This window comes from Streptomyces pseudovenezuelae, from assembly GCF_029892565.1.
Taxonomy (GTDB): Bacteria; Actinomycetota; Actinomycetes; order Streptomycetales; family Streptomycetaceae; genus Streptomyces; species Streptomyces pseudovenezuelae_A.
In genome coordinates this window covers 1-21,486 of sequence record NZ_JARXVH010000040.1, presented here as the reverse complement: position 1 = coordinate 21,486, position 21,486 = coordinate 1, and the positions used below count along the sequence as shown (strand labels likewise).

At 71.4% G+C, this 21,486-nt stretch carries 15 protein-coding genes and 1 pseudogene; 10 read left to right on the top strand and 6 right to left on the bottom strand.

Features of this window, described 5'->3' with window-relative positions:
- Positions 1–38 precede the first annotated feature (38 nt).
- Positions 39–1,133, top strand: coding sequence for a mechanosensitive ion channel family protein (locus tag M2283_RS49910; protein ID WP_280883278.1), 1,095 nt, complete (start codon positions 39–41; stop codon positions 1,131–1,133).
- A gap of 1 nt (position 1,134) precedes the next feature.
- Here M2283_RS49910 and M2283_RS49905 read toward each other — a convergent pair whose 3' ends face one another.
- Positions 1,135–2,670: a M1 family metallopeptidase gene (locus M2283_RS49905; protein WP_280883277.1), complete on the bottom strand. Its 1,536-nt coding sequence runs from the start codon at positions 2,668–2,670 to the stop codon at positions 1,135–1,137.
- 248 nt (positions 2,671–2,918) lie between these two features.
- Here M2283_RS49905 and M2283_RS49900 point away from each other — a divergent pair, with 248 nt between their 5' ends.
- The 4 genes from M2283_RS49900 (at position 2,919) to metX (ending at position 8,314) form a co-directional block, all read left to right on the top strand.
- Entirely contained in the window at positions 2,919–5,135 is a 2,217-nt protein-coding gene (locus M2283_RS49900) for an NADP-dependent isocitrate dehydrogenase (RefSeq protein WP_280883276.1), read from the top strand.
- A gap of 187 nt (positions 5,136–5,322) precedes the next feature.
- Complete coding sequence (locus tag M2283_RS49895; RefSeq protein ID WP_280883275.1) at positions 5,323–5,688, top strand: Scr1 family TA system antitoxin-like transcriptional regulator; 366 nt, start codon at positions 5,323–5,325, stop codon at positions 5,686–5,688.
- A gap of 109 nt (positions 5,689–5,797) precedes the next feature.
- Positions 5,798–7,156 (top strand): bifunctional o-acetylhomoserine/o-acetylserine sulfhydrylase, encoded by a 1,359-nt coding sequence (locus M2283_RS49890; RefSeq protein ID WP_280883274.1) that lies wholly within the window; start codon positions 5,798–5,800, stop codon positions 7,154–7,156.
- Positions 7,157–8,314: a homoserine O-acetyltransferase MetX gene (metX, locus tag M2283_RS49885; protein ID WP_280883273.1), complete on the top strand. Its 1,158-nt coding sequence runs from the start codon at positions 7,157–7,159 to the stop codon at positions 8,312–8,314.
- A 68-nt stretch (positions 8,315–8,382) separates the two neighbouring features.
- On the opposite strand, the gene M2283_RS49880 is transcribed toward metX, so the two are convergent.
- Positions 8,383–8,724 (bottom strand): DUF5713 family protein, encoded by a 342-nt coding sequence (locus M2283_RS49880; protein WP_280883272.1) that lies wholly within the window; start codon positions 8,722–8,724, stop codon positions 8,383–8,385.
- Between the two features lie 116 nt (positions 8,725–8,840).
- Here M2283_RS49880 and M2283_RS49875 point away from each other — a divergent pair, with 116 nt between their 5' ends.
- Positions 8,841–9,674 (top strand): N-formylglutamate amidohydrolase, encoded by an 834-nt coding sequence (locus M2283_RS49875; RefSeq protein WP_280883291.1) that lies wholly within the window; start codon positions 8,841–8,843, stop codon positions 9,672–9,674.
- Between the two features lie 67 nt (positions 9,675–9,741).
- Positions 9,742–10,965 carry a cytochrome P450 gene (locus tag M2283_RS49870; RefSeq protein ID WP_280883271.1) on the top strand — a complete coding sequence of 408 codons (1,224 nt, stop codon included), beginning with the start codon at positions 9,742–9,744 and terminating at the stop codon, positions 10,963–10,965.
- Positions 10,966–11,001: 36 nt separating this feature from the next.
- Here M2283_RS49870 and M2283_RS49865 read toward each other — a convergent pair whose 3' ends face one another.
- The 3 genes from M2283_RS49865 to M2283_RS49855 all read right to left on the bottom strand — a co-directional run bounded on the left by M2283_RS49865 (position 11,002) and on the right by M2283_RS49855 (position 13,603).
- Positions 11,002–11,472 carry a hypothetical protein gene (locus tag M2283_RS49865; RefSeq protein ID WP_280883290.1) on the bottom strand — a complete coding sequence of 157 codons (471 nt, stop codon included), beginning with the start codon at positions 11,470–11,472 and terminating at the stop codon, positions 11,002–11,004.
- A gap of 59 nt (positions 11,473–11,531) precedes the next feature.
- Positions 11,532–12,107 (bottom strand): RNA polymerase sigma factor, encoded by a 576-nt coding sequence (locus M2283_RS49860; protein ID WP_280883270.1) that lies wholly within the window; start codon positions 12,105–12,107, stop codon positions 11,532–11,534.
- Positions 12,108–12,187: 80 nt separating this feature from the next.
- Positions 12,188–13,603, bottom strand: a complete 1,416-nt coding sequence (locus M2283_RS49855; protein WP_280883269.1) for a S8/S53 family peptidase — start codon at positions 13,601–13,603, stop codon at positions 12,188–12,190.
- Positions 13,604–13,753: 150 nt separating this feature from the next.
- Between M2283_RS49855 and M2283_RS49850 the strand changes: the two genes are divergently transcribed.
- Together M2283_RS49850 and M2283_RS49845 are read left to right on the top strand one after the other, a co-directional pair.
- Positions 13,754–16,318, top strand: a complete 2,565-nt coding sequence (locus M2283_RS49850) for a CHAT domain-containing protein (protein WP_280883289.1) — start codon at positions 13,754–13,756, stop codon at positions 16,316–16,318.
- A gap of 215 nt (positions 16,319–16,533) precedes the next feature.
- Positions 16,534–19,740, top strand: a complete 3,207-nt coding sequence (locus tag M2283_RS49845; protein ID WP_280883288.1) for a TIM-barrel domain-containing protein — start codon at positions 16,534–16,536, stop codon at positions 19,738–19,740.
- A gap of 43 nt (positions 19,741–19,783) precedes the next feature.
- Here M2283_RS49845 and M2283_RS49840 read toward each other — a convergent pair whose 3' ends face one another.
- Positions 19,784–20,653: an SDR family NAD(P)-dependent oxidoreductase gene (locus M2283_RS49840; protein ID WP_280883268.1), complete on the bottom strand. Its 870-nt coding sequence runs from the start codon at positions 20,651–20,653 to the stop codon at positions 19,784–19,786.
- Positions 20,654–20,898: 245 nt separating this feature from the next.
- On the opposite strand from M2283_RS49840, the pseudogene M2283_RS49835 reads away from it, so the two are divergent.
- Positions 20,899–21,399: pseudogene (locus tag M2283_RS49835) on the top strand (helix-turn-helix domain-containing protein); the annotation flags it as partial.
- Positions 21,400–21,486 lie beyond the last annotated feature (87 nt).

Below are 21,486 nucleotides of genomic sequence, written 5' to 3'. Positions count from 1 at the left end.
GCAACTCGCGCCGCGCACGAGCTTGTCGGAGGTGACCGGTGACCCGAGCGCTCACCCTGGACGACTGGGTCTACGCCGGAATCGCACTGGCCGCCGGTCTGTTGGCAGCGTTCCTGCTGCGCATGCTGCTGCGCTGGCTCGGCCGGCACGCCGACCGCACCCGCTGGAGCGGCGACGACGTCATCGTGGAGGCGCTGCGCACGGTCGTGCCGTGGTCGGCGTTCCTGGCCGGCGTCGCGTCGGCCGGCGCCGCGCTGCCGTTGACGAGGTCGGTCCAGCACCACGTCAACCAAGTGCTGACCGTGGTGCTCATCTTCGTCGTCACGCTGGCGTCGGCCCGGGTGATCGCCGGTCTGGTGCGGGCGGTCACCCAGTCCCGCTCCGGCGTCGCCGGGTCGGCCACGATCTTCGTGAACATCACCCGGGTGCTGGTCCTGGCCATCGGCTTCCTGGTGGTCCTGCAGACACTGGGCATCTCGATAGCCCCGATGCTCACCGCCCTGGGCGTCGGCGGGCTGGCGGTCGCGCTGGCCCTCCAGGACACCCTGGCGAACCTCTTCGCGGGCATCCACATCCTCGCCTCCAAGACCGTGCAGCCCGGCGACTACATCAAGCTGAGCAGCGGCGAGGAGGGCTACGTCGAGGACATCAACTGGCGTCAGACGACGGTCCGGGCGCTCTCCAACAACCTGGTCGTCATCCCCAACGGGCAGCTCGCGAAGACGAACATGACCAACTTCATGCGTCCTGAGCAGGATCTGACGATCCTGGTCCAGGTCGGGGTCGGCTACGACAGCGACCTGGAGCACGTCGAGCGGGTGACCCTGGAGGTCATCGCGGACGTGATGACCGGGATCAGCGGCGCCCTCCCGGAGCACGAACCGGCGGTCCGCTTCCACACCTTCGGCGACTCCCGGATCGGCTGCACGGTGATCCTGGGCGTCGGCGAGTTCAGCGACCAGTTCCGCATCAAGCACGAGTTCATCAAGCAACTGCACCGGCGCTACCGCGAGGAGGGCATCCGGATCCCGGCGCCCACGCGGACGGTGGCGCTGCAGCAGGGTTCGGTGTCGATTCCGCAGCAGCGCAGCCCGGAGGGGGTGGGCGACATGACCGCCGCCCACCCCGAGTGACCTACAGGGTCGCCGAGTTGTCGTGGTGCCCGCTCGTCCGCCTGCGCGGTGCGAGCGTGGAGTTCACCGGGGTGACCGTCCAGTCCGGGTGACCGGGCATACGGGGGGTCTTCGTGCCGTAGAGCCAGTCGCGCAGGAAGCCCGACAGGTCCTGGCCGGAGACCTCCGAGGCGACGGCGACGTAATCATCCGTCGCCGCCGAGGAGTTGCGGAAGCGGGCCAGGAAGGTGCTCTCGATGTCCGCGAAGACGGCGTCGCCGACCAACTGGCGCAGGGCGTACAGCACCAGCACACCGCCGAGGTAGCGCTGGCTGTCGAACAGGTTGGCCTCGTTGGGCGCGGCCACAGGACCGGAGTCGTGGCGCCACTGGTCGCCGCGCGCGTAGGTGTCCTTCATGCGGGCTTCCATCGTGGTCAGCCCGAGGGAGTCGGCCCAGCCGCGCTCGTAGCGGTACAGCAGCCCGTAGAAGTCGGCGTGCCCCTCGTTCAACCACAGGTCGGCCCAGTTGCCAGGGCTGACGAGGTTGCCGAACCAGGAGTGCACCAGCTCGTGCATCATGTGCGAGCCGATGCTCTTCTCCGGCTGGAGCAGGAAGTTCGGCTTGTACAGGGTGAGGGTCTGCGTCTCCAGGCCGGTGAAGTCGAAGGCGTTCGCGTTGTCGGTGTTGGCGGGCAGCAGCCCGTACGTCTCGAACGGGAACGCGCCGAGACGGGCCTCCAGCCACTGGACCTGGTTCGGGGTGAGCGCGAGCGCCGGTTCGAGGGCGGCGGCGCGGGCGGCCGGGACGACATCACGCAGAGGCAGACCGTGCGGGCCCTGCCGGTCCCTGATGACGTAGTCACCGATGGTGATCTGCGCCAGCTCGGTGGCCATCGGCTCACGGGACGTGTACGAGTACGCCGTGCGGCCGTCGGCGAGCGTCTCGGTGCCGGTGAGCAGGCCGTTGGCGACACCGCGCAGCCCTGCGGGTGCGGTGACACGGAAGGTGAAGTCCGCCTTGTCCGACGGGTGGTCGTTGCACGGGAAGACGGTGTGCGCCGAGTTCGGCTGCGGGCAGATCGCGAAGCCGTCCGGCGTGACGACCCAGGCGGTGTGCGCGAGGGCACGGGCCGGGTCGGCGCCGTACTCGACGCAGATCGTCGTCCGGGCCTTCGTGGGCAGCGGGCGGGCGGGGGTGATCCGCAGCTTCTCGCCCACCTGCTCGAAGGTGGCGGTCCGGCCGCTGACACGGACAGCGCGTATGTCCAGGCCCAGGGCGTCCAGGGAGAGCCGGGTGAGGGCCTGGGTGGTGGTTATCTTCAGGGTCGCCTCGGCGTCGACCAGCTTGGTGGTCGCGTCGTAGGCGAGGTCGAGGTGGTAGGCGGAGACCCGGTAGCCGTCGTTGCCGAGGCTCGGGTAGACGGCGTCCCCCACCGTCTCGGGCCCCGGCGATCCCCCGTCCCTGGTGGCCGCGGAGGCCTGGGAGCCGATGGTCATGGCTGCGGCGGTGCCGATCAGGGCGGCAGCCGGGGCCGTCACTCTGGTGCGATATCTCATGATCCGCTTTCGTCGGGCGGCCGGGTGGTCGGTCCGGCCGTCGGATAAGTCGTGCGCTGGCGTCGCACGGCCCGGGTCGTCCACCCGAGTCGTGCGATCACCCCTCTATGACTCCAAGATCGTGCGAGGAGGTTGCATCGCGGGAGCAGGATGTTGTCCGGAAGTCGGGACGGACCGCTGTCGAGCCGACCTCGGTCAGGAGATATCTTGATGTCGAGCAATGTTGCAGACGTGGAGCGGAGCACCCGGTGACTGACTCGACCATCTTCTATACGCACACTGACGAGGCCCCGGCCCTGGCAACGTATTCCTTCCTGCCGGTGGTCCAGGCGTACGCCTCGCAGGCGGGGGTCGCCGTGGAGACGCGGGACATCTCGCTGGCCGGGCGGATCATCGCCCTGTTCCCGGAGTACCTGACCGAGGACCAGCGGATCCCGGACGCCCTCCATGAGCTCGGAGAGCTGGCCAAGACGCCCGAGGCCAACATCATCAAGCTGCCGAACATCTCGGCGTCCATCCCGCAGCTCAAGGCCGCCGTGGCCGAGCTGCAGGGCCAGGGATACGCGCTGCCGGACTACCCGGACGACCCCAAGACCGACGAGGAGCGGGACATCCAGTCCCGCTACGACAAGGTCAAGGGCTCCGCCGTGAACCCGGTGCTGCGCGAGGGCAACTCCGACCGGCGGGCCCCCGCCTCGGTCAAGAACTATGCCAAGACCCACCCGCACCGCATGGGCGCGTGGTCCCCCGAGTCCAAGACCAACGTGGCGACGATGGGTGTGGACGACTTCCGCTCCACCGAGAAGTCCGCGGTGATCTCCGAGGCGGGCTCGCTGCGGATCGAGCTGGTCGGCGACGACGGCTCCACCACGGTGCTGCGCGAGTCGGTACCCGTCCTCGCGGACGAGGTCGTCGACGCCTCCGTCCTGCACGTGGCGCCGCTGCGCGAGTTCCTCACGGCGCAGATCGCCCGGGCCAAGGCCGAGGGCGTCCTGTTCTCGGTGCACCTCAAGGCCACGATGATGAAGGTCTCCGACCCGATCATCTTCGGTCACGTGGTGCGCGCCTTCTTCCCGAAGACCTTCGCCGCGTACGGCGAGGCGCTCGCCGCGGCCGGCCTGACCCCGAACGACGGTCTGGGCGGCATCTACAAGGGCCTGGAGTCCCTGCCCGAGGGCGCCGAGATCAAGGCCTCCTTCGACGCCGAGCTCGCCGAGGGCCCGGAGCTGGCCATGGTCGACTCCGACAAGGGCATCACCAACCTGCACGTGCCGTCCGACGTGATCGTCGACGCCTCGATGCCGGCCATGATCCGCACCTCCGGCCACATGTGGGGCCCGGCCAGCCAGGAGGCCGACACCCTCGCGGTGCTGCCGGACTCCTCCTACTCCGGCGTCTACCAGGTCGTGATCGACGACTGCCGCGCCAACGGCGCCTACGACCCCTCGACGATGGGCTCGGTCCCGAACGTCGGGCTCATGGCGCAGAAGGCCGAGGAGTACGGCAGCCACGACAAGACCTTCGAGATCCCGACCACCGGCACGGTCCGCCTCGTGGACCTGGCCGGCAACGTGGTGATCGAGCAGGCCGTCTCGGCCGGCGACATCTTCCGCGCCTGCCAGACCAAGGACGCGCCGATCAAGGACTGGGTGAAGCTGGCCGTCACCCGCGCCCGCGCCACCGGCAACCCGGCCGTCTTCTGGCTGGACGAGACCCGCGCGCACGACGCCAACCTGATCGCCAAGGTCAACGCCTACCTGCCGGAGCACGACACCGAGGGCCTGGACATCCGGATCCTCAACCCGGTCGAGGCGACCGAGCTGTCGGTGGAGCGCATCCGCCGCGGCGAGGACACCATCTCCGTCACCGGCAACGTGCTGCGCGACTACCTGACCGACCTCTTCCCGATCCTGGAGCTGGGCACCAGCGCCAAGATGCTGTCGGTGGTCCCGCTGATGGCGGGCGGCGGCCTGTTCGAGACGGGCGCCGGCGGCTCCGCGCCCAAGCACGTCCAGCAGCTGGTCAAGGAGAACTACCTGCGCTGGGACTCGCTCGGCGAGTTCTTCGCGCTGGTGCCGTCCCTGGAGCAGTACGCCGAGTTCACGGGCAACGCGCGGGCCAAGGTCCTCGCCGACACCCTCGACCGCGCCACGGCGACCTTCCTCAACGAGGACAAGTCCCCGACCCGTCGCGTCGGCGGCATCGACAACCGCGGCAGCCACTTCTTCCTCTCCCTGTACTGGGCGCAGGAGCTGGCCGCGCAGACCGACGACGCCGACCTGGCCAAGGCCTTCGCGTCGCTGGCCGAGACACTCGCGGCGAACGAGCAGAAGATCGTCGACGAACTGCTCGCCGTCCAGGGCTCGCCGGCCGACATCGGCGGCTACTACCAGCCCGACCCGGCCAAGGCGGCGGCGGTCATGCGCCCCTCGGCCACCTGGAACGAGGTGCTCGCGTCCCTGTGACGCCCGCCTGATCTCGTACGCAGCCCCGGCCGGGTCCCTCCCGGCCGGGGCTGCGCCGTTCCCGGGCCACAGGGCTCTGGACCACACCGCCCTCCGCCACGCCCACGCCAGCTCGGCTCCGAGCCGCGGCGCCTGCGGGAACACGCAGGCAGGCGCATCGAGGACGTAGCGGCGCGTCGAGACCGCCATGCAGATCCACAAGGGCGCCCACGCGGCCCTGGCCGACACCTTCTCCCTCCCGGAGTCCGAACCCCGCACGCCCACGGTCGTCTACGTCAACTCCATCGCCGGCAACGTGTACTTGGAGAAGGAGCGCGACGTACACACCTTCATCCAGACCTTCGACCTGATGCGGGCCGCCGCTCCCGTCCCGCCGCCCGAGCCGTCCGTAACCGCTGGTGCAGCCCTGACGTGGCGGCCGTTCATGAAGGCTCTGTGTCACGGGCGACGGGACGCTGGCCCGGGCCGATCATCCGTGGTTCGCTCGTCGTATGACGGTGCTCGTGACCCGGCGCCACGTCGACTACGTGCGCGTGACCACCACTGCGTGTAGTGCCGTGAGCTGACGCTCCCCTCCGGCCCTACTCCCACCTCTTCGCTGCCGTGCCCACGCGTGCCCGCACGTGTGCGCCGGCACGCCTCTTTGCACGAGGAGCAGCACCATGAGCCAGCCCATCGACTCCGTCACCGCCGGTCACACGCCCGAGGAGGCGCCCGCGGGCCCCGACACCTCGGCCTGGTCCTTCGAGACCAAGCAGATCCACGCCGGGGCCACCCCCGACCCGACGACAGGTGCCCGGGCGACGCCGATCTACCAGACGACCTCGTTCGTCTTCCGGGACACCCAGCACGCCGCGGACCTGTTCTCGCTCGCGGAGCCCGGCAACATCTACACCCGCATCCACAACCCCACCCAGGACGTCTTCGAGCAGCGCGTGGCCGCGCTGGAGGGCGGTGTCGCGGCCGTCGCGCTGTCCTCCGGGCAGGCGGCGGAGACCCTGGCGATCCTCACGCTGGCGAGGTCGGGCGACCACATCGTCTCCAGTACGTCGCTGTACGGCGGCACCTACAACCTCTTCCGGCACACCCTGCCGAGGCTGGGCATCGAGGTGTCCTTCATCGACGACCCCGACGACATCGAGTCCTGGCGGGCGGCGATCCGGCCGAACACCAAGGCGCTGTTCGCGGAGACGCTGGGCAACCCGCGCGGGAACGTGCTCGACGTGCGGGCGGTCGCGGACGCCGCCCACGAGGCGGGCGTACCGCTGATCGTCGACAACACCGTCCCGACTCCCTACCTCCTGCGGCCGATCGAGCACGGCGCCGACATCGTCGTGCACTCGGCGACCAAGTTCATCGGCGGCCACGGGACGACCATCGGGGGTGTCGTCGTGGACGGCGGCACCTTCGACTTCGGGGCCCACGCCGACCGCTTCCCCGACTTCACCGAGCCCGACCCGAGCTACCACGGCCTCCAGTACTGGCCCGCCCTCGGCCCGGGCGCCTTCGCGATCAAGCTGCGGGTGCAGCTGCTGCGCGACCTCGGACCGGCGATCGCCCCGCACTCCGCGTTCCTGCTCCTGCAGGGCGTGGAGACGCTGAGCCTGCGCATCGAGCGGCACTCGGCGAACGCGCAGGCGCTGGCGGAGTGGCTGGAGCAGCGGGACGAGGTGGCGGCCGTCCACTATCCGGGGCTGCCCTCCAGCCGGTGGTACGAGGCCGGCCAGACGTATCTCCCGCGCGGGGCCGGCGCCGTGGTCTCCTTCGAGCTGCGGGACGGCGTCGAGGCGGGCAAGCGGTTCGTGGACGCCGTCGAGCTGTTCAGCCACCTGGCCAACATCGGTGACGTCCGCAGCCTGATCATCCACCCGGCGTCCACGACCCACAGTCAGCTGGACGAGGGGCAGTTGGCCGCCACCGGGACCTCGCCCGGCCTGGTGCGCCTGTCGGTCGGCATCGAGAACCTCGCCGACCTCAAGGCCGATCTGGAGGCCGGATTCCGCGCGGCCAAGGGCGCGTAGGTGCGGGCTGTCGCCGCTGCACCTGCTGACGGTCCTCTCCCGCCGGCCACCGGGGCCTGGCGGGAGGGGGACCCGCCCGGGCGGCGCCGGTGGTACATCCCGGAGAAGCCCCTCCCGCTGGAGGCGGGCGGTGAACTGCCGGGCGCACGGCTGGCGTTCGAGACCTGGGGGCAGCTCGCCCCCGACCGTTCCAACGCCGTCCTCGTCCTGCACGCCCTCACCGGTGACAGCCATGTCGTGGGGCCCGCCGGACCCGGTCATCCGAGCCCCGGCTGGTGGGACGGGCTGGTCGGCCCCGGACTCGCGCTCGACACCGACCGCTGGTTCGTCGTCGCCCCGAACGTCCTGGGCGGCTGCCAGGGCAGTACGGGACCGGCCTCGACCCGGCCCGACGGGCGCCGTGACTGGGGCGGCTCCTTCCCGTTCCTGACCCAGCGCGACCAGGTCGCCGCCGAGGCCGGACTCGCCGACGCGCTGGGCGTCGAGCGGTGGGCGCTCGTCGTCGGCGGGTCGATGGGCGGAATGCGGGCCGTGGAGTGGGCGGTGTCCCACCCCGAGCGCACCGGCGCGCTGCTGCTGCTCGCCACCACGGCGGCGGCGAGCGCGGAGCAGATCGCCTGGGCGAACGTCCAGGTGCACGCCGTCCGCACCGACCCGCACTGGCAGGACGGCGACTATCACGACACCGCCCACGGCCCGCACACCGGCCTCGGCCTCGCCCGCCGGCTCGCCCACGTCACCTACCGCAGCGAGCCGGAACTCCGGATCCGCTTCGGCCGCACACCCCAGGGCGGCGAGGACCCCTGGAACGGCGGCCGCTACCAGGTCGAGTCCTACCTCGACCACCACGCCGCCAAGCTGATCCGCCGCTTCGACGCGGGCAGTTACGTGGTCCTGTCCGAGGCCATGAACGCCCACGACGTCGGCAGGGATCGCGGCGGCACCCGGTCCGCGCTGAGCCGGGTCACCGCGCGCACCCTGGTCGCGGGCGTAGACTCCGACCGCCTCTACCCGCTCGCCCAGCAGGCCGAGTTGGCCGCGCTGATCCCCTCCGCCGACCGACTGCGGGTGATCGAGTCGCCGTACGGACACGACGGGTTCCTGATCGAGACGGAGCAGGTCGGGGCACTCGTACGGGAACTCCTGGCGGCTCCCTGAAGGCTGGCGCCACCGGCTGGGCGTGCCCGCTCGCCACCGACAACGCCCCCTCTCACGACATCCCCCGCTCACCAGTCCCGGGTGGCGATCAGCTCCTCCGCGTCCGCGGTCTCGAAGCCGTAGGTCTCCGCGACGAACCAGAAGTCCTCGGCTATCTCCTCGCGGGCCACGGTCTCGATGTCGCTGTCGGCCTCCTCGAAGGCGGCCTGCAGGTCGTTGAACTCCTCGGTGGCGGCCTGGGTGAGGACGTACAGCGCGTCCAGGTCGGCGGGCCGCTCGGCCTCGATGCGCTCGCACAGTCGCAGCAGGACGTCCCGGCCCCGGTCGACCACGTGGTCGGGGTAGTAGTCGTCCCTGTAGAGCGCCTTCAGGAACGGGTGGGTGGCCGCCTGCTGGTTGCTGATGGGCATGGTGCTCCCCCGGGTTCGTGCTCACGGATGTCCGGTGTCCAGCGGATCTCCGTGCTGGTCGATGTGGCACCTTTGATGCTGCCACGCACCACTGACAACGCCCCTTGGAGCAGCCAGTGCCGCCCGCGCAGCCCCCGCACCCCTCCCGGCCCGCGCCCCACGCCGCCCCGGCGTTCGAGCTCCTGCCCGGCCTCTCCGACTCCCCTGTGATCCTGCACGTGCCGCACTCATCGCGGGTGATCCCGGCCGAGGTGCGCTCGGGGATCGTGCTGGACGACGCGGCGCTGGAGCGGGAGTTGGACCACATCACCGACGCGCACACCGCTGAACTGGCCGAGGCGGCGGGCGGACTGTCGGCCGTCATGCCCTGGCGGTTCGTCAACCGGCTGTCACGGCTGGTCGTCGATCCGGAGCGGTTCCCCGACGAGCGGGAGGAGATGCTGTCGGTCGGGATGGGTGCGGTATATACGCGGACCACGCACCGGGGCGAACTGCGGCCCGCGGACAGTGACCCCGAGCCGCTCATCGACCGCTGTTTCCGGCCGTACGCGCAGGCGATGACGGACGCGGTGGCCGACCGGCTGGCCGCCACCGGGCGGGCCGTCGTCATCGACGTCCACTCCTATCCGTCCACGGCGCTGCCCTACGAGCTGCACGGCGAGGGCCCCCGGCCGCCGGTCTGCCTGGGCACCGACTCCTTCCACACGCCGCCCGAGCTGCTGGTGGCCGCTCGGGAGGCGTTCGCCGGGTGCGGGGAGACGGGAGTGGACAGCCCGTTCGGCGGGGCGTACGTACCGCTGGAGTTCTACGGGAAGGATCCGCGGGTGGCCGCTCTCATGGTGGAGATCCGCCGGGATCAGTACATGGCCGAGCCTGGCGGGCCCGCCGGCCCCGGGCTGACCCGGCTGGCGACCGCGCTGGCCGCCCTCGTGGACTCCGTACCGGGCTGACCTCGCCCGCACTCCGGCTGGAGCACTCCCGCGCGACAGGCGGCCGGGGGCCGGTGAGGGTGGGGGCATGACCGAGGATCCCACCCTGCTGACCGCCCAGGTACCGCCCCCGGTGCGCGACTGGCCCGCGCTCGACCTCGCCGGTCCTGAGGAGTTCGACCCGGTGCTCGCGGAGCTGATGCGCGAGGGCCCGCTGACCCGTATCCGGCTGCCGCACGGCGAGGGCTGGGCGTGGCTGGCCACCCGGTACGACGACGTGAAGGCGATCACCAACGATCCGCGGTTCGGCCGCGCGGAGGTCACCCGCCGTCAAGTGACCCGGCTGGCCCCGCACTTCAAGCCCCGCCCCGGCTCACTCGCCTTCGCCGACCAGCCCGACCACAACCGGCTGCGCAAGCCGGTCGCCGGCGCCTTCACGGTCGGCGCGATGAAGCGGCTGCGGCCCCGGGCACAGGAGCTGCTCGACGAGCTGGTGGACGGGGTCGTACGGGACGGGCCGCCGACCGATCTCATCGAGCGGGTCCTGGAGCCGTTCCCGATCGCCGTGGTCAGCGAGGTCATGGGCGTGGCCGCCGAGGACCGGGAGCGGGTGCACTCCTGGACCCGGCAGATCATCTCCACCTCCGGCGGCGCAGAGGCCGCCGACCGGGCCAAGAACGGCATGTACGCGTGGATCACCGACACCATCCGAGCCCGCGCGGACAGCACGGGCCAGGACGTGTACTCGCTGCTCGGCGCCGCCGTCGGGCGGGGCGAGATCAGCGAGGAGGAGGCGGTCGGTCTCGCCGGGCCGCTGCAGATCGGCGGCGAGGCCGTCACCCACAACTGCGGCCAGATGCTGTTCCTGACGCTCACCCGGCCGGAGTTGAGGGAGCGGCTGCGGGAGCCGGCGGCCCGGGGCCCCGTCCTCGACGAGCTCCTGCGCCACATCCCGCACCGCACCTCGGTGGGCCTCGCCCGCATCGCCCTGGAGGACGTCGAGCTGCACGGCCACCGCATCAGCGCGGGCGACCCCGTGTACGTGTCCTACCTCGCCGCCAACCGTGACCCGGCCGTCTTCCCCGACCCGGACTCCGTCGACCCGGACCGCGACCCCAACCCGCACATGGCCTTCGGCAACGGGCCGCACTACTGCACCGGCGCCGTGCTGGCGCGGCTGCAGACCGAACTGCTGGTCGGCACGCTCCTGGACCGGCTGCCGGGCCTGCGGCTGGCGGTCCCCTCCGACGAGGTGGTCTGGCGCCGCCGGACCATGATCCGGGGGCCCCAGAACCTGCCCGTCACCTGGTGAGGGGCGCCCGGCACCCCGAGACCGGGGGCCGACCGCTCAGGCCGTCAGCCAGTCCGTGACGACGGTTCCCTCGTCGGTCCGCAGCCGCAGGGCGAACGGACCGGCGGGGGGCTCCGTCGAGGTGAAGCGCCCCATGTCGTCCGTCGTCAGCGTGGAGCCGACCTGCGGTCCTCTGAGGACCTCGATCCGGGCCGTCTGCGGCGGCAGCACCTGACCCATCAGGCCCTGACCGGTCAGTTCCACGTCGACGGTCACCCCGCCCACGTGGAAGGTCAGCATCCGCGGCACGTCCACGGCTCCCCTGACCGGGATGGCGTCGGTGACCGAGTCGAAGGTCAGCTCGGCGATCCGGGCGTCGAGGTCGTGCAGGGCGAAGGCCTCGACGGCGAGCTGCTGGAGCTGGGCGGGGATCGGGTCCAGGATGCCCGCGGCCCGGCGCAGTTCCTCCTCCAGGAGGTCCAGATCGAAGTCGTCGTCGAAAGCGTCGTCGCCGCTCATGTCGTCCATGTCGTCCGGGCCGCCCGTGCCGTCCGTGCCGTCCGTGCCTTCTGTGCCGTCTGTGTTCGTCACACCGCACCCCGTGCTTCGAGTCGTGCCCGCAGCCGGCGCAGACAGCGCTGGCGCAGTGGTCCGATGCTGCCGACGGCGATGCCCAGCGAGGCGGAGACCTCCTGATAGCTGGGCGGCTGCGTGGCCATCAGGACACGCAGCAACTGGCGGCACCGCTCGCCGAGTTCGGCGAACTCCTGCCACAGGTGTCGGACGCGCTCACTCTGGGCGGCGGCCTCCTCCGAGTCCAGTAAGGACTGTTCGGGCGTACGGTCCTCGCTGACCCGGTCCAGGAGCTGCGGATCGTCCGTCGGGGTCGTCCGCTTCAGGCCCCTGAGCACCTTCAGGCTCTCGTGCCGCGCGGTGCTCGCCAGCCAGGAACCCGCCTTCTCCGGTTCCCGGATCCTGCCCAGGTGCTGGGCGAAGCGGAACCACACGGTCTGGTAGACCTCGTGCGCGTCGGCGTCGGAGAGCCGGTACGCGCGCACGACGGACCACACCAGCGGGCTCAGCCCTTCCACGAGCGCTTTCCAGGCCGCCGCATCACCGTCGACGGCGGACTGGACCAACGCGCCGACATCTGCTCGGTCCACGGCCCCACCCCTCGTGTACGGCATGTCATCGTACGCCGTGACGGGGGTGGCCCTGGACCGTGACCTCCAGTGGATCGCGTTCATACCGACGTGGTGGGGATCGCACGCCACGTGGGCGGCCGGAGCGCCGGGACGTGCGCCCCCCGCACCTCCGCGATCTCCGTGTTGCCGGTGAGCAGTTCACGCGCGGCGACGCGCGGGTCCTGCTCCTTGTTCGCCGTCATGTAGGCGGCGACCAGGCCGGCGGCGACAGGCGTGGCGAAGGACGTGCCGCTCCACTGCGCGAACCCCTCGAACAGCACCTGGTCCGGCGTGGGAGTGCTGCCGTCGTCGCTCAGCACGCCCTCGTGCCCCGGGTACTGGCAGGTGCAGTGGTAGGTGAAGCCGAAGCGGCAGGCGTCGTAGGTGGAGTGCTGGTAGATGTACGGGACCGGCGCGTCGAAGCCGGTGAGGGCGCTGGTGAGGCGCTCGCCGGGGGCGTAGACCTTCACCCAGGCGCCGTGGTTGCTGAAGCAGGCGCCGAACTCGCCGTCGCTGCGCAGCGCGCCGACCGACAGGACCGCGTCCGCGTAGTCGGGCAGGGAGGCGTAGGCGGCGGGCCAGAACGGGGTGGCGCTGGCGTTGTTGCCGGCCGCGGCCACCAGCAGGGTGCTCTGGTCGCGCAGCGCGGCCATGAAACCGTCCAGGCCGAGCAGGCCGTCGACGCGGCCGTTGGAGGTGCCGGCGGACAGGCTGAGGATGTCCGGCCAGCCGTCCCGCTCGACGGCGTCGAAGAGCAGGTCGCCGAACTCGGACTCCAGGACCGCACCGGCGTCGTTGAGCGTGTTGCGCACGGTGATGTCGGTGTTGGGCTCGACGGCCGCGAGGAGTCCGGCGATGAACGTGCCGTGCCCGACGTACTGCTGGAGGACCCCGTTCGCGTCGGTCTCCTGGACCTGCGGATCGCCCTGCGTGTTGGCGAGCAGCGGGTAGGAACCGAAGTCGTGGGTGAGGCCGTTGTCTATGACCAGGACACGGACGGCGGTGTCCTCGTGGGCGCCCTCGGCGGCGGCCGGGTTGGGCGGCTCGGTGATCGGGACGGGCACGGGCTCGTCGCCGGGGCAGGAGTTCACCGCGATGGACACGATGTGGTTACGGCTGACCAGGCGGCGTCCGGTGCGTCCTTCCCGTTCCCGCAGCGCGCGCAGGGCCCCCGCGACCGCGCGGTCGCCGCGCCCGTCGCCCTGGCCGGGGTCGCCGACCTGGATGCGGGTGATGCCCGAGCGGTTGGTCTGCGGACTCACGCGCTGCACCCGGTCCGCGACCAGCCCCGTGGTCCGGTCGAAGTGGGTGCGTACGGTGTCCTCGACCAGCTGGGCCTCCTCGCCGTCCCGGGCCAGGACGACGCCTTTCTCATAGATGAACTCGGCCGCGTCGTCCGGGCCGAGGGCGAGCGGGATGTCGGGCATGGAGCGTTGGATCTGGTCGAACTGCTCGTGGAAACGCTGAGGTGCCATGGCGTGTCCTCCTCCACTGAGGCGGTGGTCGCTAGTCAGAGCCGCGGGGTCGTCGTTTGATACAGCGCCAAACCGGTGTGGTGTGCAACCGGGACCACTACCATCCGTGGAGTGACAGCGGGAAGCGACGCGGTCCTGGAACTGCTGCCGATGGTGTTCGCCGCCCCGAAAGACGCGCTGGCGAGGGCGGAAGGTGTGCTCGACGCCGATCCGTCGCTGCTGCACGCCTCCATCGCCCACCAGGTCATCGGCATCTGGCAGCGGGACTGGGGCGACATGAAGATCGCCCTCTATCACCTGCGGCGTGCGCGGGATCTCGCGGCGCGCGCCGAGTCGGCCGACCGGGAGGCCGATGTCCTGGCCGCGCTCGGGGTCGCGTTGGTGCACGCGGGGCGCACTCAGCAGGGTCTGGCCGCGCTGGAGCGCGGAGTGGAGCGCGGCACCGGCCACACCCGCGCGCGCGTGCTGTTCCGCCGGGCCTACGCCGGCTGGGTGCTGGGCCGGCACCGCGAGGCCCTGGAGGACGTGCGCAAGGCGATCCCCGTGCTGCGGCAGGTGGACGACGTCATCTGGGTGGCCCGGGCGCTGACGCTGCGCGCGACCGTGCACCTCGCGCTGGGTGCGGTGGACCGGGCGGACGCCGACTTCACGGCGGCCGAGGCCCTGTGGGACACCACCGGCCAGGAGCACGACAAGGCGGACGCGGTGGAGAGCCGGGGCCTGGCCGCGTACCGGTCCGGCGACATCCCGGTGGCACTGCGGCTGTTCGACGAGGCCGAGGAGCGGTACGCCAAGCTCGGTACGCCGTCCTTCATGCTCTACATCCGGCGCTGCGAGGTCCTGATGGCGGCCGGGCTCGCCCCGGAGGCGCTGGCCGAAGCGGACGCGGCGATCGGGGTGCTCGACGGCATCGGCGGTCAGGCCACCCGCAAGGCGGAGCTGCTGCTGGTCGCGGCCCACGCGGCCCGGCGGGCGGGCGATGCGCATACGTCGATCGCGCGCGCGGAGCTGGCGGTTCGGCTGTTCGCCGGGCAGCGGCGCCCCTGGTGGGAGGCGCACGCCCGGCTGGTGCTGATCCAGGCACGGGTGGCCGCCGGCCGGGGCTCGGGGCGGCTGGTCGCGGACGCCGCCGCGGTGGCCGACAAGCTCGCCTCCTTCGGCGCCCCGGTCGCCCCGGAGGCCTCCCTCCTCGCGGGCCGGATCGCGCTCGGCCTCGGCTGGACGGCGGACGCGGAACGGCATCTGGCGGTGGCCGCCCGCAGTCGGCACAGCGGGCCGCCGCTGGCGCGGATGACGGGCTGGGCGGCGCAGGCGCTGCGAGCCCGCTCCGCCGGTTCGAGCCGGGGTGTGCTGGAGGCCTGCCGGCGCGGCCTCGACGTGCTCGACGACCACCGGATGACGCTCGGCGCCTCGGAGTTGCGGGCCCGCGCCACCGAACAGGGCGCGGAACTGGCCGCGTTGGCGCAGCAGGCCAGTGTGGAGTCCGGCGGGCCGCGACGGCTGCTGGTGTGGAGCGAGCGCTGGCGGGCCACCGTGCTGTCCGCGCCGCCGACCCGACCGCCCGCCGATCCCGTGCTCGTCGGCGATCTCACCTCGTTCCGGGTGATCGCCGCCCAGGCCGAGGAGGCCCGCATGGAGGGCCGTCCGCTGCCCGCCCTGGAGCGTGAACAGCGACGCCTGGAGCGGGAGATCCGCTCCCGCACCCTGCACATGCGCGGCGACGCCCCCGGCGACGGGGCCCGCTTCGACCCCGCTCGGCTGTTGGAGCGGCTGGGCGAGGTGCGGCTGGTGGAGCTCGCCGTGCTGGACGGGCGCGTTCAGGTGCTGCTGTGCGGGGAGGGCCGGGTCAGGCGGTTCGAGGCGGGACCGGTCGCCGACGCCGAACGCGAGGCCGAGCATGTGCAGGCCGGCTTGCGGCGGCTGGCCCACCCCGGGGCGGAGGGCAGGCTTCCGGTGGTCGAGGCGATGGGGCGCCGGCTGGAGGAGCTGCTGCTCGGACCGGCGGCCGCGCACCTGGGCTCCGGGCCCGTGGTCGTCGTACCGCCCGGGCGGCTGCACCGCGTGCCGTGGGCGCTGCTGCCGTCGCTGCGCGAGCGGGTGCTCAGTGTGTCGCCGTCGGCGAGCAGTTGGCTGCGTGCCCGGGAGACCGAGCCGCCGCCCGGTGGACGCCATGTGCTGGTGCGCGGGCCTGGGCTGGCGACCGGTGGCGCCGAGGTGCCCGAACTGGCCGACCGGTACGGCAGGCCGACCCTGCTGGAGCACGACGAGGCGCGCGTGCCGCGGGTGTTGCAGGAACTCGACGGAGCGGAACTCGCGCACATCGCCGCGCACGGTGTCTTCCGCGCCGACAGCCCGCTGTTCTCGTCGTTGCGGATGGCGGACGGTCCGCTGATCGTCCATGACTTCGAGCGCCTGGACCGCAGCCCGTACCGGATCATCCTGTCCAGCTGCGACACCGCCCGCCTCGCCTCGGTCGGCGCGGACGAACTGCTCGGCCTGGTCGCCGCGTTGCTGCCGCTGGGCACGGCCGGGGTGGTGGCGAGCAGCGCGCCGGTCAACGACGCGGCCGTGGTCCCGCTGATGCTCGCCCTGCACAAGGGCCTCAGTGTCGGCCTCTCCCTGGCGGAGGCCCTGCGCGACGCCCGGGCCGCCCTGCCGGGCGACGCGATGCACCAGGCGACGGGGTGGGCGTTCGCGGCATTCGGGGCGGCCTGAGACACGGCCCGGGACGAGGCCTTCGGCACGGCCTGAGACAGCGGAGGCCGCAAGGGGCTGTCGTTCTGTTCGGCGCTGATGTTCCATCCGTATGTCGGTGTGGTTCATCTCTGTTCAGGACGGAGCTGTCCGTGAGAAGAAGATCGCCCTTACGCACGACGCGTTTCCTGCGACGACGGGTCACCGTCGTCGCCCTCGTCAGCAGCCTGGCCGCCATGGTCGTGTCCGGAACCGGGGAGGCGTCGGCCAACGGGCAGCCGGGCCACCGGAGTTCTTCGGTGACATCGGGCAACGCACGTTTCCAGGTCCTCTCCCCGACCCTGATCCGTACCGAGTACGCGCAGGACGGGAAGTTCACGGACAGCGCGACGTTCAACGCGATCGGCCGCGGCGCGTTCACGCCGCCCTCGTACACCACGAGCACGTCCGACGGATGGCTGACCATCAGGACGAGCGCGCTCACCCTCAAGTACCAGGTCGGTTCGGGACCGTTCGAGGCCCGGAATCTCTCCGTGCAGGAGACCTCCGGCGGGGCATCGGTGGGCGCCGCGCCCTGGCAGCGGCTCACCTGCGGGTTGGGCGCCCTCTGCGAGGCCGAGCAGACGGCTCACAGTGGGGTCGGCGTGGCCTCGGATCATGCCGGGTACACCGGCTCCGGATTCCTCGCCGGGTTCGAGGGGACCGGCAACTCCCTGTCGGCTGACATCGATGTCACCGCGTCGGGGGCCTACGAGTTCGACGTCCGGTACGCCAACTCCGTCGGCGGCGACGGCCAGAACGCGACGCGCACCCTGACCTTGTCGGTGGACGGCGGCGCGGAGCGGTCGGTAAGCCTGCCTGCGACCGGGAGTTGGGACGCGTGGGGTCTGGCGAGGAGCGCTGTACAGCTCGGCGCCGGTCACCACACCATCTCGCTGGCGAGGACCGCCGCGGACTCGGGCAACGTCAACATCGACAGTGTTGCGCTGGTGAATCAGGGCGGCGCATTCCCGCCGACGTCCACGACCGCGATCACGGACTGCCGGTTCGGGGTGAACTGCGAGGCGGAGGCCGACCGCATCTCGGGCTCGCCGGTCGTGGCCACCGACCACGCGGGCTACTCCGGCAGCGGCTTCCTGGGCGAACTGAACCAGGGAGCAGGGGTGTCGACCCATGTGGTGGGCGTACCGGCCGACGGCACCTATGCGTTGCAGGTGCGCTATGCCAATGCCCGTGGTGGTGACGGGCTTTACCAGACCCGTACCGCCACGGTGTCCGCCGCGGGCGCCACGCGGACCTTGTCGCTGCCCGTCACCGGGAGTTGGGACACCTGGGCCACCGCCTCGGTCCCCGTCACCCTCAAGGCCGGAGCCAATGACATCGCCATCGGCTGTCCGGACGCGGCGAGTTGTCACATCAACCTCGACACGGTCTCCGTCACCGCGGCCGACTCACCGACCCCGCAACCCCACCTGGCGCTCGGCGGCTACCGCCGCAGCCTCGACGGTCTCAACGGCGACAACGGTGCTCCGAGCACCACTCCCGGCCTGCTGTACAAGGACGGTTGGTACCTGCTCGACGACACGTCCTCGGCGCTGTACGACACCGGCACCCACAAGGTCACCCAGCGGCCCGCGCGCGGCGGCACGCCCTACCAGGACGGTTACGTCTTCGGCTACGGCCACGACTACAAGCAGGCACTCTCCGACCTGGCCACCCTGACCGGCCCGCCCAAGCTGCTTCCCCAATGGGCGTACGGCGTCTGGTACTCGGAGTACATCGACCGCACCGCCGCCGACTACCAGAACCGGATCCTGCCCGCCTTCCGCGCCGAGGGCGTGCCGCTGGACGTGCTGGTGACCGACACCGACTTCAAGTCGCCGAACACCTGGAGCGGTTGGGAGATCGACCGGGCCAAGTTCCCTGATCCGAAGGGGTTCTTCGACTGGTCAGCGGCGCAGGGTCTGCACAACACGCTCAACACCCATCCCAGCATCCTCAGCGGCGACCCGCAGTTCGCCCAGGCCCAGGCCACAGCCAAGGGCAAGCTGCACAAGGGCGGTTGTGCCTCCGCCGCGAACGCCGGCCCCGGGGACTGCTACACCTTCGACTGGGGCGATCCCGACCAGCTCAAGGCGTACATGGACCTGCATCAGACCATGGACCAGCAGGGCAACGACTTCTGGTGGCCGGACTGGTGCTGCGACAACTCCCAGTCCTCGCTGCCCGGTGTCACCCCCGACGCGTGGATCAACCAGCAGTACGCCACGGACGCCGACAAGAGCATCGGCCGTGGATTCGTCGTCTCGCGCGCCTACGGATCGCTCCAGGCCGGCGGCTACAGCGGCCAGCAGGCGCTGCCCACCGGTCCGTGGGCCGACAAGCGCACCACCGTCCACTTCACCGGCGACACCGCCTCCACCTGGGGCACCCTGAAGGCCGAGGTCGGCTACACGCCCGGCGAGGCGGCCGCCACCGGCATGTCGGCGATCAGCCATGACATCGGCGGCCACAACGACACCACGAACCTGACCGGTTCGGAGACGTACACCTCCGGCGGCACGACCCAGACCACCCACAAACTCCCCGACGACATGTACGCCCGCTGGGTCCAGCTCGGCACCTTCCAGCCCATCGACCGGCTGCACAGCAACCACAGCGACCGACTGCCCTGGCAGTACGGCACGGCGGCTCGCGCCTCCGCGGACAAGTTCCTCAACCTGCGCGAGAACTTGGTGCCTTACACGTATTCGCTGGCGCAGCAGGCCGCCACGACCGGTGTCCCGGTCACCCGCCCGATGTACCTCGAATATCCCAACGAGCCGCAGGCATACGCCACTTCAGGCAGCGAGTACTTCTACGGACCGGACATGCTCGTCGCCCCCGTCACCACGCCGGGCACCACGGCCACGACCTCGGTGTGGTTCCCGCCGGGCAGTGACTGGACCGACTACTTCACCGGGAAGACCTACGCCGGCGGCACCACCCAGAGCGTCACCACCGGTCTCGACACCATGCCGGTGTTCGTGAAGGCCGGGGCCGTCGTCCCGACCCGCACGGGCGACGTCACCGGCAACGACAAGAACCCGCTCACCAAGGTCACGCTCACCGTCGCCGCGGGCGCCTCCGGCTCCTACGCCCTCTACGAGGACGACGGCACCACCGCCGGGCGCGGCCACAGCGCCGTCACGAAGATCCGGTACCGGGAGAACGGCTCCCGGCGCACGGTGACGATCGACCCCGCGACCGGGTCCTTCCACGGCCAGGTCAGGACCCGGCAGTGGACCGTCGCCCTCCTCGGCGTCACCGCCCCGAGCACCGTCCGGGTGGGGAGGGCCCAACTCTCGCCCGACGCCTACCACTTCGACAGCACGACCCGCACCCTGACGCTCACGCTGCCGGCGCGCAGCGTGCGCACGCCGGTCACCGTGACGTACGGCTGACCACCACTGACGGTGTCGGCGGGCTCGGCCACTTGCCGGTGGCTCACCCGCCGACTCCCGTCAGGGCGGCGGTCGCCTGCCACAGGTCGGCGGCCTTCGCCTCGTCGAGGCCGACCCGGCCGGGCTTGCGCACGGTGGGGTGGCCCTTGATGCTGCCGATGCCGTCCGGGCCGACGTAGGCATTGCCCGGCACGTCCTGGGTCGCCGCGTACAGGACGGGCAGGGCGCCGTGTTCGGGGTCGTTGAGCAGGAACGCGAGGCGGTTGACGGCGTTCGCCGAGGAGTGCGCGGCCAACGATGTCGTGGCGATGCCTGGGTGGGCGAGGACTGATTTCACCCGACTGCCCGAGGCGGTCAGCCGGCGCTGGAGTTCCAGGGAGAACAGGACGACCGCGAGCTTGGAGTCCCGGTAGGCGTGCATCGGGTGGTAGGTGCGCGACCGCCAGTCCAAATCGGCCACGTCCAGCTTGGATTGGCGGTGCAGCTGGCTGGTCACGCTGACGACGCGGTCGGTCAGGTACGGCAGGAGCAGGCCGGTCAGGACGAACGGACCGGTGTAGTTCGTCGCGGTCTGCACATCGAGACCGTCGGCGGTGCGTGCCGCCGGGACGTCCATGACACCGGCGTTGTTGATGAGGACGTCCAGGTCTCCCGTCCACTCCTCGGCGAACTCCCGTACGGAGCCCAGGTCCGAGACGTCCAGCCGCCGCACGTCGAAGTCGCCGGGCAGCCCGGCGATCGCCCGGCGGCCCTGCTCCGGACTGCGCACCCCCAGCACGACACGGGCGCCGACGCGGCCCAACTCGCGGGCGGCGATGAGCCCGAGGCCACGGCCGGCTCCGGTGATGAGCACCTTCCGCCCGGTCATGTCCGGCAGGTCGGCGGCCGTCCACTTGCCCATCCGCTTGTCCATGGGGACCTCTTCCGTTCGCTCGCCGTGGTGTCGGTCACCGCGGAACTGCGCCCAGTCCACGGCACCCGGCGGCGCGGATGAAGGACCCGCTCATCCACTGACGCACAGTCCGTGGCTGCGCCCGCTCGGGCCTGCGACGATGCGTACGGTGGCGCTCGACCGACGGACCGGCGATCGGATCGACGTATGGATCGGTCTACGTCTCGGTGTACGGAGCGCGCCGGACTTCGGGGAGGGCTTCATTCATGGAACAGTCGGTGGACCGCGCCTCGTTGGGCGCCTTCCTGCGGGCCCGGCGGGAGGCGCTGCAACCGGAGGACGTGGGGCTGCGGCGCGGATCGCGGCGCCGCACCCGCGGGTTGCGCAGGGAGGAGGTGGCCGAACTGTGCGACATGTCCGCGGACTACGTGGCCCGGCTGGAGCGGGGGGACGGGCCGCAGCCCTCGCAGCAGATGGCGGCCGCCATCGCCCGCGGCCTGCGTCTGACCCCGGACGAGCGCGATCACCTGTTCCTGCTGTGCGGGCACCGCACACCGCACCGGCAGTTGCGCGGCGAGCACGTCAGCCCGGGGCTGATGCGGATGGTGGACCGGCTGCAGGACACGCCGGCACAGGTCATGGGCCCGCTCGGCGAGACCCTGCTGCAGACGCCGCCCGCAGTGGCCCTGCTCGGGGAGCAGACCCGCTACACCGGGGAGGCGCGCAGCGCCCCCTACCGCTGGTTCACCGATCCGACCGCGCGTGAGTTTCCTGAGTCAACCTCTATGCCGCCAAGGGCTCTTCAGCGGCTGTGCTGACCTTGTTGTTGGCTTGGTGGATGGAGGGGTCGTAGC